Consider the following 13,954-nt stretch of genomic DNA (forward strand, 5'->3'; position numbering starts at 1 on the left):
CGGCGTCGGCGGGCCGCCGACTACGTCAAAGCGGCAGCACCAAAACGGCAGCACCAAAACGGACATGACTACCCATCGGTAACAGGGGGCTTGCGCAACGGCGGCAGTCGCGTGCGAGGATCGACGCCGCCGTCACCCGTTCCGCCTCACGGAGGATCCGTCCCCTCTTGACCCGGCCAGGAGCTCTGCCCGGTGCCGCTCTGCGCGTGTTGCGCACGGCGGCCGGACGGCGTGCGCTGCACGTCACGCTGCTGGTGGGCGGATTGTTCGCACTCGGCTTCCTCTGCGGGGAGCAGGCGCACGCGACGGAGCACACGGCATCGCCGACTTCCACGGCATCGCGGACGCCCTCCACGGACAAGCCCGTCGGGCACCCGGCGGGGCACCACGGTGCGGTCTCCGTCCCGAAGACGATCACGTATCCGGTGATCGAGGTCGTGACGCGGCCGGTCGGGAAACTCGTCGGCACGGTCAACGACGGGTTGGCGGAAACCCGCGCGCAGTCGCCGCAGCTTCCGTCCCTCCCCGCGCTGCCCACACTGCCGGCGCTGCCCGCGCTGCCCACACTGCCGGCGCTGCCCGCGCTGCCCGCGCTGCCCGCGCTGCCCGCGCTGCCGGCGCTGCCGGCGCTGCCCGCGCTGCCCGCGCTGCCCGTGATGCCCGAAACGCCGTCGCCGCCGGGCCTGCCCTCGTCGCCGGGGCTGCCCTCGCCGTCCGTGGAGGCGCCGCTCGCGCCCGTCGCCACGGCTCCGCAGTCGGCGGGCTCCGCCTCGGCGGACGGGGCGACCTCCGACGGCCCGACGGAACACCCGACGCCGGCCGGTCCGCCTCCGTCCCCCGACCCGAACCCGTACGGGCCTCGCTCCGTCGCCGACGGCGGCCCCACGGGCAAGGGCACCGTCGCGGCCGACGGCACCCGGCACCGCCCCGCGCACACCGGCCACACCGGACCTGTCCGGAGGGCCCCCGCCGGCGATCCCCACGGCGTCCTGGTCAACCAGTCGACGCTCGACACCGGGACCTCGCGGTACGGCGACGTGCATGCCGTGGCCCCGGACCACCACCAGGTGCCGCCGGGGCTCGTGCCCGGCACCGCGGCGCGTGCGGAAGCCGCCGGAACCAGGGAGAGGTACCGGGACATCCCCGTATCCCCCGCGTAGGGCCGTCACGCCTGCTGCCGGCCCGCAGGACGAGGGCGGCACGGGTCTGCCCCCGTCCGGAGCGCCCCCACCCCAGGCGTTCCGCGGACCGGTCCCCCACACGCTCCCGCCACCCCGCCCCGCCCACGCCGCCACGCCCCATGTTCACTCCGGGTTACGTGTAGGGCGCACAGAATTCATCCACGCTCGGCAAAAAGACTCCGCGGGGACGAAGGACCCGGATGGCCGAAAACCGTCGGCCCGTCCGGCCGTGTCTCCGCGGTTGGGTGGACTGATCCCCATTGGGGTGGAGATCAGCCGCCTTGGGCCCCTTGGGGCCGTTTCAGGGGCCTCGCCGGGTCAACCCCAACTCGGTGAGGCCCCGCTTTTCGGTCCTGCTGCCGGGCCCCGCTTCGTGGCACGCCGTGCCAAAGCGTGCCGTATACACGGCATCATGTGACAGGTATCACCGCTCAGGTGTGACCCTCGATTTAGAGACCCTCTCCAACCGGCGATAACCTGCGAGACGGACATGCCGCGCGCTCGGACACCGTGTGCGCATCCCCTGTGACACATGCGGTCGTCACGTTGCCCTTCGCGGCACGCCCACGCATCCAACGAACCGCGAGATCACTGATAGGGACGGAAGCGCGTGGACCTGTTCGAGTACCAGGCGAGGGACCTCTTCGCCAAGCACGATGTACCGGTGCTGGCCGGTGAAGTCATCGACACGCCTGAGGCGGCCCGCGCAGCCACTGAGCGTCTTGGTGGCAAGTCCGTCGTCAAGGCGCAGGTGAAGGTCGGTGGCCGCGGCAAGGCCGGCGGCGTGAAGCTGGCTGCGACCCCGGACGAGGCCGTCGCTCGCGCGACGGACATTCTCGGGATGGACATCAAGGGCCACACGGTCCACAAGGTGATGATCGCCGAGACCGCTCCGGAGATCCTGGAGGAGTACTACGTCTCCTTCCTCCTCGACCGTGCCAACCGCACGTTCCTCTCCATCGCCTCGGTCGAGGGCGGCATGGAGATCGAGGAGGTGGCGGCCACCCGTCCGGAGGCTGTCGCCAAGACCCCGATCGACGCCAACGAGGGTGTGACCCCGGAGAAGGCGCGCGAGATCGTCGAGGCCGCGAACTTCCCGGCCGAGGTGGCCGACAAGGTCGCCCACGTCCTGGTCACGCTGTGGAAGACCTTCATCGCCGAGGACGCGCTCCTCGTCGAGGTCAACCCGCTGGCCAAGGTCGCCTCCGGTGACGTCATCGCCCTGGACGGCAAGGTCTCCCTGGACGAGAACGCCGAGTTCCGTCAGCCGGAGCACGAGGCCCTCCAGGACAAGGAGTCCGCCAACCCGCTCGAGGCCGCCGCCAAGGCGAAGAACCTCAACTACGTCAAGCTCGACGGCGAGGTCGGCATCATCGGCAACGGCGCGGGTCTCGTCATGAGCACCCTGGACGTCGTCGCGTACGCCGGTGAGGCCCACGGTGGCGTCAAGCCCGCCAACTTCCTCGACATCGGTGGCGGCGCCTCCGCCGCCGTCATGGCGAACGGCCTCGAGATCATCCTCGGCGACCCGGACGTCAAGTCCGTCTTCGTCAACGTCTTCGGTGGCATCACCGCCTGTGACGAGGTCGCCAACGGCATCGTCCAGGCGCTCCAGCTGCTCGCGGACAAGGGTGAGGAAGTCACCAAGCCGCTCGTCGTCCGTCTGGACGGCAACAACGCCGAGCTGGGTCGCAAGATCCTGTCGGACGCCAACCACCCGCTGGTCCAGCGCGTGGACACCATGGACGGCGCGGCCGACAAGGCCGCCGAGCTCGCGGCTGCGAAGTAAGGACGAGGGAAAACAGCCATGGCTATCTTCCTCAACAAGGACAGCAAGGTCATCGTCCAGGGCATGACCGGTGCCACGGGCATGAAGCACACCAAGCTCATGCTGGCGGACGGCACGAACATCGTCGGCGGCGTGAACCCCCGCAAGGCGGGCACCACCGTCGACATCGACGGTACCGAGATCCCGGTCTTCGGCACGGTCGCCGAGGCGATCGAGAAGACGGGCGCGAACGTGTCCGTCCTCTTCGTGCCGCCGGCCTTCGCCAAGGCCGCCGTGGTCGAGGCGATCGACGCGGAGATCCCCCTCGCGGTCGTCATCACCGAGGGCATCGCCGTCCACGACTCGGCCGCGTTCTACGCGTACGCCGTGACGCAGGGCAACAAGACCCGCATCATCGGCCCGAACTGCCCCGGTCTCATCACCCCGGGCCAGTCGAACGCCGGCATCATCCCGGGCGACATCACCAAGCCGGGCCGCATCGGCCTGGTGTCGAAGTCGGGCACACTGACGTACCAGATGATGTACGAGCTCCGTGACCTCGGCTTCTCGTCGGCCGTCGGCATCGGTGGCGACCCGATCATCGGCACCACGCACATCGACGCGCTCGCCGCGTTCGAGGCCGACCCCGACACCGACCTGATCGTCATGATCGGTGAGATCGGCGGCGACGCCGAGGAGCGGGCCGCGGCCTTCATCAAGGAGAACGTGACCAAGCCGGTCGTCGGCTACGTCGCGGGCTTCACCGCGCCCGAGGGCAAGACCATGGGCCACGCCGGTGCCATCGTCTCTGGTTCGTCCGGCACCGCCCAGGCGAAGAAGGAGGCCCTCGAGGCCGCCGGCGTCAAGGTCGGCAAGACGCCGACGGAGACGGCCAAGCTGGCGCGCGAGATCCTCGCGGGCTGAAGCACGCCGACCCGCCGTATCCGCCTGACGAGCGGCCGTCGGACGGCTGACGCCCGACGCCCGACGCCGGCGCTCTGTGGCACGGAAGGGCCCGCACCCTCACGGGGGGTGCGGGCCCTATCCGCATGACCCGGTGACGCAGGCCCGGTGACGCGGGCCTGGTGACGCGGGCCTGGTGACGCGGGCCTGGTGGTACGGGCTGGGGCGACGCAGACCGCTGTCGTGCGGCCTCAGCGGCTTTCCGGTACCAGCCGCTCCGGTCCGTTCTGCGTCTCCGAGCGCAGTTTGGACCGCAGGGTCAGCTCCACGTTCGACAGGGGGCCCGGAGCCGCCTTCGGCGGGACTCCACGTACCGTCTCGCCGCTGGGCACCGGGGGCTCGTAGCGGGTGGGCGCGGTGCGCAGGGTGAGGGTGGTCGCGCCGATGATGGCGACCGTGAAGGCGATGGCGGCCCGGGTCCAGAAGCGCGCCCTGCGTTCACCGCTCACCCGCACGGTGGTCGGCTTGGCCGCCCGCAGGCGTTCCGTGGAGGCCAGCTCGGTCAGCCGCCGGTGCAGACCGGACGGCTCCGCGAGCTCCGGCAGACGTGCCGCCACGGCCTCGCGCGCGTGCAGCAGCCGCTTGGCCGCCGCCCGGGTGCTCGCCTCCGTCTCCGCCGCGGTCTCCGCCAGACCGAGACCGACACCGTCGTAGAGCAGGAGGGTGCGGCGGTACGGCGGCGGGAGTCTGAGGAGTACGTCCATCAGCACGCGGTCGGTCGCCTCGGCGGGCGGTGCCTCGGGATGCCGGTAGCGCAGGCGGAACCGGTGCCACGGGCAGAGCGCGTACTCGTAGGCCGTCGCCCGCACCCAGCTCGCCGGGTCGCGGTCGCGGGCCACCTCGGGCCAGCGCTGCCAGGCGAGCTGGAAGGCCCGTTCGACGGACTCACGTGCGAGCTCGCGGCGGCCCGTGAGCAGATACGCCTGCCGTACGAGCGCGGGGGCGCAGAAGGCGTACAGCGCGTCGAAGGCCTGAGCGGGTGTCAGGGCCGGGGTGGTGGAGGTGGGTTGTGAAGGCTCGGCGGGCGGTGGCGTCTGCTTGGCCAGGCGCACGGTCACCTCGGTCTCGTCCGGCTCCGTCTGACCGGCCGTCATGCCGCCCTCCAGCTGGGCGAACTCGGCCAGCAGCTTGGCGTACTCTTCCCGTTTCCGGCCCCGCGGAGCCGTGCGCCCGGCCTCCCAGGCGCGCACCGTCTTGCGGGTGACGCCCACCCGCGCCGCGACCTGATCCTGCGTCAGTGAGCCCTTCTCACGCAGGCGTCGGCGTTCCTTGGGCGGGGGGAGCGGGAGTGCAGGGCTCTGTGTCACAGGACGCCCCTTCGTACGAAAAAGTACATAAACGTATATTGAGTGACACGGCGGAGGTTCGCCTGTTACGACGGGAAAGCGCGTGTCGTTGGGAGCATGACGGTCGTGATCCAGATGACCGCTCGCCGACCGTCGTTGTCGCCCCTGCTCGCCCGGATCCGTGACCGTTCGCCGGGACTGGCCCCCAGTCTCCTCGGTGGTGCCGTCGCCGCGGGGCTCGGGCTCGGTTCGTTCGCCGTGCTCGTGATGGTGCTGTGGATCAGCTCGCCGTACCCCGACAGCGGGCCGGGCGGTGCCCTGCATGCCGCCGCCGCCCTGTGGCTGCTGGCGCACGGTGCCGAACTGGTCCGCACCGACACCCTGTCCGGCGTGCCGGCGCCCGTGGGTGTCACCCCGCTGCTGCTGTTCGCGCTGCCCGTCTGGCTGGTGTACCGGGCGGCGCGGGACGCGGTGGACGGCGGTACGGACGTGGATCAGGACCTGGACGAGGACGTGCCGCGGGTGGCCGCGCGTACGGCGTGGGCGGGCGTCGTCCTCGGCTACCTGGCCGTCGGGGCGGCCGCCGCCCTCTACGCCGCGAGCGGCGATCTGCGGCCCTCGTGGACGTGGACGACGGCCTGCCTGCCGCTCACCACGGTGGCGGGGGCCGGGGCGGGAGTGTGGACGGCGTACGGGCGGCCCCGCGAGCCCGTGGACAGCGTGCTGGTCCTGCTGCCGGGCCGGTTGCGGCGGCTCGTCCTCGGGGCGGACGCCCGGGAGCGGCTCGAGGCCGCCGCGCGGGCCGCGGGTGCCGGGGCGGCGGTGTTCGCCGGCGGCGGCGCGCTGCTGGTGGGGGCCTCGCTGGTGTGGCACGGAGGGGCGGCGCGAGCGTCCTTCTGGCAGCTGACGGAGGGCTGGTCGGGGCGGTTCGCGGTGCTGCTGCTGTGCCTGGTGCTGGTGCCGAACGCGGTGGTGTGGGCGGCCGCCTACGCCGCCGGCCCCGGCTTCGCGCTGGGCGTCGGCCATGTGTCGGGTCCGCTGTCCTCGGCTCCCGCACCGCTGCTCCCGCCGTTCCCCCTACTGGCGGCGGTACCGGACGCGGGCACCGGCACGCCGCTGAACTGGGCGTCCGTCGTGGTGCCGGTAACGGCCGGGGTGACGGTGGGCTGGTTCACGGCCGGAGCGGCGCTGCGGAAGGAGAAGGCGGCGGAGGTCTGGTCGTCCAAACGGACCGCGGGTTCCGCCGGGCTGGCGGCGGTGCTCTGCGCGGTGACGCTCGCGGTGCTCGCCGCGCTGGCGGGCGGACCGCTCGGCGTCGCCGCGCTCGCCCGCTTCGGGCCGGTGTGGTGGCAGGTGGGCGGGGCGGTGCTGGTGTGGACGGCGGGGGTGGGGGTTTCGGTGGCGGTGGTGGTGCGCGGCTGGCGGTGTCGAGGCGGGCGCGGGGCGCGGGCCGCCGCGAGCGGGGCGTCGGGAGCGATGAAGGCGAGTCGGTCGTCGGGGGCTTCGACGATCGGCAGGCCGAGGAAGGAACAGGGAGAGGCGAGGTCGCCAGGGCGGGTCGGCGGCCGTCGGCGTCGGTGGCTCCGGGGAGCGGCCGAGCGGTCCGCGGAGGCGGGGGGCGCCGCGCAGAGGGCTGAGCGGCAGTCCGGGGCCGAGAGTCCGTACGATCTTCTGCCGGCCGATCCGCCCGCTGTGGAGGACGTGGTGATGCCGCTGCCACTGCCGCTGCCCGGGGCCTGGTTCGACGAGGCTGCTCGTGAGGCTCGCTGGGCGGCGTTGCGGGACGCGTCGGGTCCGCCGGAGGAGGAGAGCGGGCCTCGGGGCTGACGCCGGGGGTGTTCCGCCCCGGCCGCCCCTTCCCTGCCTGTCCCCTGGAGGCTGCCGTCCCCGGCCCCGCTTCGGCCTTGACGGCCTCGCCCTCGAACGCCGGTCGGGCTCGGTGGGACGGGCCGGATGGACCGGGTGTCGGTCAGTTCGTTCCGAGCACTCCGCGGAGTTCCTCCGGGAGGAGCTGCTTGCAGGACTGCTTCGCCTCGTTGGTGAGGGCGTCCGTCGTGCAGGTGTAGTAGTCGCGGTAGACGAGCTGTGCGGTGAAGCCCGCGGCGACCAGGGCGATGGCCAGGGACGCCGTGACCAGGCCGCTCACCGCGGCGGTGGTCTGGGGGCGGCCGCCGGTGTCGGTGGCAGGGGTGTTCGGGTCGGGGGTGCGGGGCTTGATCCGCAGGGCGCTGATGCCCCAGTAGAGGGACAGGGCGCCCAGCAGCAGGGCCACGTAGGGCCAGCTGAAGAGGGCGAAGAAGAAGGCCCACATGCCGCTCAGCAGGGCGTAGCGCGCCCGGCGCTGGGCGGGGTCCGTCGGGTCCCAGCGCATACCGGTGCCGGGGCCGCCGCCGGACGGACCCTCCGGGCCGTTGCCGTTGCCGTTGCCACCGCCGGGACGTTGGCCGAAGCCGCCCTGGGAGCGGCCGGGCTGCCGGTCGCTCCACTGGCTGCCCCACGGAGCGTCGCCGTTGTCACCCGCGCCGCCCGCCGGGCGCCGCGGCTGCCACGGCCGGTCGGGCGTGCCCTCCGGCGGCGGGGCGAAGGGGTTGTCCTCCGGAGCCGGGCCGTTGCCGCCCCGCTCGTCGCCGTTGTTCTGGCCCGACGGGGTCTCGGGCGGCGAGGTGGGCCGCTCGCGCAGCAGCACGCCGCTGCGCACCGCTCCCCGCGTCGACAGCGGGGGGAGCGTGAGGAGTCGCTGGCTGCGGTCCGGCATCAAGTGAGCGTCTTCCCCTTGGTGAATACGACTGGTATCGCGACGGGTCCTGCGTGAGCTGTCACTTCGTGAACGCTCCGCACACCGACCGCGTTCCCGAGCCCGCTCCTCCCAGACGCTACCTTCCGGCCACGCCCCCGTCCCGTGGGGGCCGCCTCGTGTGCCGGTATCGTTGCTGACGGTCGGCCGCTTCGTAGACTTCCCCGTATCCAGGGACGCGAAGCATTCGTACGACTGTACAAACGCTTCCCCGAGAAAGGGCTCCATCGTGGCCGCCAAGCCCGTGGCCAAGCGCCTCGTCGTGCTGGTCTCCGGATCAGGCACCAATCTCCAGGCGCTCCTCGACGCCATCGCGACCGTCGGCGTAGAGGCGTACGGAGCCGAGATCGTCGCGGTCGGCGCCGACCGCGACGGTGTCGAGGGGCTCGCGCGCGCCGAGCGCGCCGGGCTGCCGACCTTCGTCACGAGGGTGAAGGACCACGGCAGCCGGGAGGAGTGGGACGCGGCCCTCGCGGACGCCGTCTCCGCCCACGAGCCCGATCTCGTCGTGTCGGCCGGGTTCATGAAGATCGTGGGCAAGGAGTTCCTCGCCCGGTTCGGCGGCCGGTTCGTCAACACGCACCCCGCCCTGCTGCCCAGTTTTCCCGGGGCCCACGGCGTACGGGACGCGCTCGCGTACGGCGCCAGGGTCACCGGTTGCACCGTCCACTTCGTCGACGACGGCGTCGACACCGGACCGATCATCGCCCAGGGCGTGGTGGAGGTCCGGGACGAGGACGACGAGAGCGCTCTGCACGAGCGCATCAAGGAAGTCGAGCGCACGCTGCTCGTCGATGTCGTGGGGCGGCTCGCCCGCAACGGCTATCGCATTGAGGGACGAAAGGTAGTTATCCAGTGACCGCCACCGCCGAGAGCAACAAGCGGGCCATCCGCCGCGCGCTCGTCAGCGTCTACGACAAGACCGGACTCGAAGAGCTGGCCCGCGGGCTGCACGAGGCCGGCGTCGAGCTGGTCTCCACCGGGTCCACCGCCTCCCGCATCGCCGCCGCCGGTGTCCCCGTCACCAAGGTCGAGGAGCTCACCGGCTTCCCCGAGTGCCTGGACGGCCGCGTCAAGACCCTGCACCCCAAGGTCCACGCCGGCATCCTCGCGGACCTGCGGCTGGAGAGCCACCGCGAGCAGCTCGCCGAGCTGGGCGTCGAGCCGTTCGACCTGGTCGTCGTGAACCTCTACCCGTTCCGTGAGACCGTCGCCTCGGGCGCCTCGCCCGACGAGTGTGTCGAGCAGATCGACATCGGCGGCCCCTCGATGGTCCGCGCCGCCGCCAAGAACCACCCGTCGGTCGCCGTGGTCACCAGCCCGGAACGCTACGCCGACGTCCTGGCCGCGGTCGCGGACGGCGGGTTCGACCTCGCCACCCGCAAGCGGCTCGCCGCCGAGGCCTTCCAGCACACGGCGTCGTACGACATGGCGGTCGCGGGCTGGTTCGCGAGCTCCTACGCCCCCGTCGACGACTCGGTGTTCCCCGACTTCCTCGGCACCACCCTGGAGCGCAAGAGCACCCTGCGCTACGGCGAGAACCCGCACCAGCCGGCCGCCCTCTACGTCGACGGCACGGGCCACGGCCTCGCCGAGGCCGAGCAGCTGCACGGCAAGGAGATGTCGTACAACAACTACACGGACACGGACGCCGCCCGCCGTGCCGCGTACGACCACGCCGAGCCGGCCGTCGCCATCATCAAGCACGCCAACCCGTGCGGTATCGCGGTCGGCGCGGACGTCGCCGAGGCGCACCGCAAGGCGCACGCCTGTGACCCGCTGTCGGCCTTCGGCGGAGTGATCGCCGTCAACCGGCCGGTCAGCAAGGAGATGGCCGAGCAGGTCGCGGAGATCTTCACCGAGGTCATCGTGGCGCCCGGCTACGAGGAGGGGGCCCTGGAGGCACTCGCCAAGAAGAAGAACATCAGGGTGCTGAAGGCCCCGGCCGCGCCCTCGCAGCCCACCGAGGTCAAGCCGATCGACGGCGGCGCGCTGCTCCAGGTGACCGACCGGCTCCAGGCCGACGGCGACGACCCCGCCCACTGGACCCTCGCCACCGGCGAGGCGCTCGGCGCGGACGAACTGGCCGAGCTCGCCTTCGCCTGGAAGGCCTGCCGGGCCGTGAAGTCCAACGCCATCCTGCTCGCCAAGGACGGCGCCTCGGTCGGCGTCGGCATGGGACAGGTCAACCGGGTCGACTCCGCGAAGCTGGCCGTCGAGCGGGCCGGCGAGGAGCGGGCGCGCGGTGCGTACGCCGCCTCCGACGCCTTCTTCCCGTTCCCCGACGGCCTGGAGATCCTCACCGCGGCCGGCGTCAAGGCCGTGGTCCAGCCCGGCGGTTCGGTCCGTGACGAGCTGGTCGTCGAGGCCGCGCAGAAGGCGGGCGTCACGATGTACTTCACCGGGACGCGGCACTTCTTCCACTGAGTGCGTGCGGTGAGTCCGCGCACTGAGCCCGGCACGGGGTGCCTGGAGCCCATGCGCCGAGTGCGTGCGCCGAGTCCGCGCGGTGAGTCCGTGGAAAACACCGGGGCCGTGTCCCTCCCCCTCGGCGGGGGTGGGGCACGGCCCTCGGGTGTTGCGCTGACGCGAACCGTCCGGCCGCGTCGGCCCGTTCAGTACCGCGGGCGGTTGAACCAGGCGGAGCCGGACGGGGCGATCATCGCCGCCGCCATGATGCCGCCGAAACCGATCCACAGCAGCGCCCACACCAGAGCGGCCGAGGAACTGGCGTCGGCCGCGCCGATCAGGATCAGGACGCCGAAGAGGGCGCCCAGGATGCCGTAGATCATGGTGGTGATGCGGATGCCCTGGCCGCCGCGGGCGAACTTCACGCCCAGGGTGATCGACAGTCCCGCCAGGCCCAGGAAGAGCACCGCGACGACGAAGATGATGCCCGCCGACGCGTGGCCGATGTCGGAGAAGCCATTGCTGCCGAAGGCGTCCTCGCCCGAGTTGGAGGCGTCGTTGATCGTGGCGGCGCCGAAGATCGCGAAGATGCCGATGAGAATCTGCACGGCCGCCACGATGTAGAGCAGGACCCGCGCGGTCATCATCAGACCCGGCATCGACTGCGGCAGCGAGTTCACCCCGGGGTAACCGGGGTACGCCTGCTGCGGGTATCCGTAGCCCTGCTGCGGCGGAACGCCGGGCGGCTGCTGGGGGTAGCCGTAGCCGGGAGCGGCCGGCGGCTGCTGGGGCGGCTGCCCGTAAGGGTTGTTCGGGTCGCCGAAACTCATGGCGGTCCTTCCTCCGTGTTGCCCAAGTGCGGGGACGACGCGCGGCTCGGTTTCGGAGGAATGTTCTACAGATGCGGTCCGTCCCCCCGGTACTGCCCGCGGCACTGTGCTGCTCATGGTTCTTTAGACGCCTCTTACTTGTCCAGCCGCATTCCGTATGTGTTGTGCAAGTGCAACATCGACGATCAATGGGTCGATACGGGGAGCGGACGGCTCCGGACGGACCCGGATTGGAACCGGGGGGCCGTCATCCGGGAGGATGGGGTCATGACCGCCCAGATTCTCGATGGCAAGGCCACCGCAGCCGAGATCAAGTCCGATCTGACCGCCCGCGTGGCGGTGCTGAAGGAGAAGGGCCTCACGCCCGGCCTCGGCACGATCCTCGTCGGGGACGACCCCGGCAGCCGGAAGTACGTCGCCGGCAAGCACCGCGACTGCGCCGAGGTCGGCATCGCGTCCATCCAGCGCGAGCTGCCCGCCACGGCCACGCAGGAGGAGATCGAGGCGGTCGTACGGGAGCTGAACGAGGACCCGGCGTGCACCGGTTACATCGTCCAGCTGCCGCTGCCCAAGGGCATCGACGAGAACCGCATCCTCGAACTGGTCGACCCGCACAAGGACGCCGACGGACTGCACCCGACGAACCTCGGCCGGCTGGTCCTCAACGAGCCCGCCCCGCTGCCCTGCACCCCCAACGGTGTACTGACCCTGCTGCGCCGCTACGGCGTGGAGACCAAGGGCGCCGAGGTCGTGGTCGTCGGCCGGGGCGTCACCATCGGCCGGTCGATGCCGCTGCTGCTGACGCGGCGCACCGAGAACGCCACGGTGACCCAGTGCCACACCGGCACCCGTGATCTCTCCGCCCACCTCAGGCAGGCCGACATCATCGTCGCCGCGGCCGGTTTCGCGCATCTGATCCGTCCCGAGGACGTCAAGCCGGGCGCCGCCGTCCTCGACGTCGGTGTCTCGCGCAACGCCGAGGGCAAGATCGTCGGTGACGTACACCCGGATGTCGCCGAGGTGGCCGGCTGGATCTCCCCGAACCCCGGCGGGGTCGGCCCGATGACCCGCGCCCAGCTGCTCGTCAACGTGGTCGAGGCGGCGGAGCGCAGTGTCGGCTGAAGCGAAGGGCACCCGGCAGGAGCCCGCGCCGGACACGGCGGGGGACGAGGCGCACGGTCCCGCGCGCGGTGACGTGCAGGGCGACGCGCGCGGCGCGCACGACGACGCACCTGGGGACGCGCACGGCGTCGGCCGCGGCGATGCGCGCGGGGACGCGAACGACCGTGGGCGCGGGGACGCGAACGGCGGTGCGCAGGGCGATGTGCCCGGCGACCTGAACGGCGATGTGCCCGGCGATGTGAACGGCGACGGGGAACTGACCGTCCGTGACCCGATCAGCGCGCCCGACGCCGACGGCACGCCCAGGCGTACCACGCGCCGGTTCCCGCTGTTCACCAAGGACACCGCGCGGCCCGAGGGCGGTGGCCGGGCCGCGCCCGGCGACGCCCCGGCGCCCGCCCGGCAGTGGCCGATCCTCGCCGTGCTCATCGTCGTCGCGCTCGGCCTGCTGCTGACGGCGCTGGACCTGTTCCGGGTCGGGACGATACTGATCGGCGTCGCCCTGCTCGCCGGAGCCGTGATGCGCTGGGCACTGCCCGGCGTCGGCATGCTCGCGGTGCGCTCCCGCTTCACGGACATCGCCACGTACGGCGTGCTGGGCCTCGCCATCGTGCTCCTGGCGCTGATGGCGCAGCCGAACCCGTGGCTGGTGATCCCGTTCCTCAAGGGCGCGCTGCACTTCAGTGTCAGCGGCTGACTCCGCGGTACGGCGAGTCAGCGGCTGACTCCGCGGTACGGCGGTTCTGTGCCGCCGAGGTTCTCTGCTTTCGCCCGCTCTGTCGTACGGCGGTCCGTCCTCACCCCCGATGAAGGACGGACCGCCGCCGGTACCCACCCTCCCCGCCGTGAAGGGCCTGTTCAACGGCCGACCGCGCGCTGTGGCACGGAAGTGACCGTTCCGCTACCGTGTCGGCGCCATGCCACAGCCGAGGGGGCGTCCGGGAACCGATCCGTCGTCCCCCGTCGTCCCTCGATCGGGCAGGGCGAGGAACGCCGTGGAGGTGGGCGATGGGCGGCTGGCAGCCGCTGCCGGACGGGCTGCCGCCGGAGGTGCGGCACTTCGTGGGACAACTGCGGCTCCTGAAGGACGGCACGGGCCTCAGCCTGGCCGCGCTCGGCGCGCGCACCGCGTACAGCAAGTCCTCCTGGCAGCGCTATCTCAACGCCGTACAGCCCCCGCCCCGGCAGGCCGTGGCCGCGCTCTGCCGGGTGGCCGGCCTGGCCGGCCCGGACGCCGAACGCCTCGGGGTGCGCTGGGAGCTGGCCGTCGAGGCCTGGCCCCGGCCGGCGACGGAGCCCGCGCGCGGGACGGACGGCGAGGCGTACGAGGACGACCCGACCGTCCCGTGGTGGGACCGTCCGGAGGAGGAACCGCCGCCCCTTCCGGCCGGACGCCTGCTGCTGTACGCCGTGCTGCTCCTGCTCGTTCTGCTGCTCACCGCCGTCGTCGGCGCCGTGATGGCTGGGTGATCCGAACGTCCCTGTGACACAAGGGGTCGTGGGTGTGTTCCCCCTGTGTCGATGAGTTGACAAGTTCGAAAAATATCCCGAATGGCCGTACAGCGCGATTAACGTGTCCAACGCGATTAACGTGTCCAATC

At 72.0% G+C, this 13,954-nt stretch carries 12 protein-coding genes; 9 read left to right on the forward strand and 3 right to left on the reverse strand.

Annotation, left to right across the window (positions count from 1 at the left end; genetic code table 11):
- Positions 1 to 167 precede the first annotated feature (167 nt).
- From ACFV0T_RS10285 to sucD, 3 genes are all read left to right on the forward strand, one after another.
- Complete coding sequence (locus ACFV0T_RS10285; RefSeq protein WP_385776521.1) at positions 168 to 1,160, forward strand: hypothetical protein; 993 nt, start codon at positions 168 to 170, stop codon at positions 1,158 to 1,160.
- A 631-nt stretch (positions 1,161 to 1,791) separates the two neighbouring features.
- Positions 1,792 to 2,970 (forward strand): ADP-forming succinate--CoA ligase subunit beta, encoded by a 1,179-nt coding sequence (gene sucC, locus ACFV0T_RS10290; RefSeq protein ID WP_385776523.1) that lies wholly within the window; start codon positions 1,792 to 1,794, stop codon positions 2,968 to 2,970.
- A gap of 18 nt (positions 2,971 to 2,988) precedes the next feature.
- Positions 2,989 to 3,873 (forward strand): succinate--CoA ligase subunit alpha, encoded by an 885-nt coding sequence (sucD, locus tag ACFV0T_RS10295; protein ID WP_385776525.1) that lies wholly within the window; start codon positions 2,989 to 2,991, stop codon positions 3,871 to 3,873.
- Between the two features lie 230 nt (positions 3,874 to 4,103).
- On the opposite strand, the gene ACFV0T_RS10300 is transcribed toward sucD, so the two are convergent.
- Positions 4,104 to 5,219, reverse strand: a complete 1,116-nt coding sequence (locus ACFV0T_RS10300) for a sigma factor-like helix-turn-helix DNA-binding protein (RefSeq protein WP_385776527.1) — start codon at positions 5,217 to 5,219, stop codon at positions 4,104 to 4,106.
- Between the two features lie 96 nt (positions 5,220 to 5,315).
- Here ACFV0T_RS10300 and ACFV0T_RS10305 point away from each other — a divergent pair, with 96 nt between their 5' ends.
- A complete protein-coding gene (locus ACFV0T_RS10305; protein ID WP_385776529.1) occupies positions 5,316 to 7,025 on the forward strand; it encodes a DUF6350 family protein in 1,710 nt (569 codons plus the stop codon).
- A 142-nt stretch (positions 7,026 to 7,167) separates the two neighbouring features.
- On the opposite strand, the gene ACFV0T_RS10310 is transcribed toward ACFV0T_RS10305, so the two are convergent.
- Positions 7,168 to 7,953: a hypothetical protein gene (locus ACFV0T_RS10310; protein WP_385776531.1), complete on the reverse strand. Its 786-nt coding sequence runs from the start codon at positions 7,951 to 7,953 to the stop codon at positions 7,168 to 7,170.
- A gap of 268 nt (positions 7,954 to 8,221) precedes the next feature.
- Between ACFV0T_RS10310 and purN the strand changes: the two genes are divergently transcribed.
- Positions 8,222 to 8,851: a phosphoribosylglycinamide formyltransferase gene (purN, locus tag ACFV0T_RS10315; protein WP_385776533.1), complete on the forward strand. Its 630-nt coding sequence runs from the start codon at positions 8,222 to 8,224 to the stop codon at positions 8,849 to 8,851.
- A complete protein-coding gene (purH, locus tag ACFV0T_RS10320; RefSeq protein WP_385776535.1) occupies positions 8,848 to 10,419 on the forward strand; it encodes a bifunctional phosphoribosylaminoimidazolecarboxamide formyltransferase/IMP cyclohydrolase in 1,572 nt (523 codons plus the stop codon). The genes purN and purH overlap by 4 nt, the downstream gene beginning before the upstream one ends.
- 188 nt (positions 10,420 to 10,607) lie before the next feature.
- On the opposite strand, the gene ACFV0T_RS10325 is transcribed toward purH, so the two are convergent.
- A complete protein-coding gene (locus ACFV0T_RS10325) occupies positions 10,608 to 11,231 on the reverse strand; it encodes a hypothetical protein (RefSeq protein WP_385776537.1) in 624 nt (207 codons plus the stop codon).
- 267 nt (positions 11,232 to 11,498) lie between these two features.
- On the opposite strand from ACFV0T_RS10325, the gene ACFV0T_RS10330 reads away from it, so the two are divergent.
- From ACFV0T_RS10330 to ACFV0T_RS10340, 3 genes are all read left to right on the forward strand, one after another.
- Positions 11,499 to 12,353 carry a bifunctional methylenetetrahydrofolate dehydrogenase/methenyltetrahydrofolate cyclohydrolase gene (locus tag ACFV0T_RS10330; RefSeq protein WP_385776539.1) on the forward strand — a complete coding sequence of 285 codons (855 nt, stop codon included), beginning with the start codon at positions 11,499 to 11,501 and terminating at the stop codon, positions 12,351 to 12,353.
- Between the two features lie 202 nt (positions 12,354 to 12,555).
- Positions 12,556 to 13,050 (forward strand): DUF3017 domain-containing protein, encoded by a 495-nt coding sequence (locus ACFV0T_RS10335; RefSeq protein WP_385776674.1) that lies wholly within the window; start codon positions 12,556 to 12,558, stop codon positions 13,048 to 13,050.
- A gap of 311 nt (positions 13,051 to 13,361) precedes the next feature.
- Entirely contained in the window at positions 13,362 to 13,823 is a 462-nt protein-coding gene (locus ACFV0T_RS10340) for a helix-turn-helix domain-containing protein (protein WP_385776541.1), read from the forward strand.
- The last annotated feature ends 131 nt before the right edge of the window (positions 13,824 to 13,954 follow it).

This window comes from Streptomyces sp. NPDC059582, from assembly GCF_042735715.1.
Classification (GTDB): Bacteria; Actinomycetota; Actinomycetes; order Streptomycetales; family Streptomycetaceae; genus Streptomyces.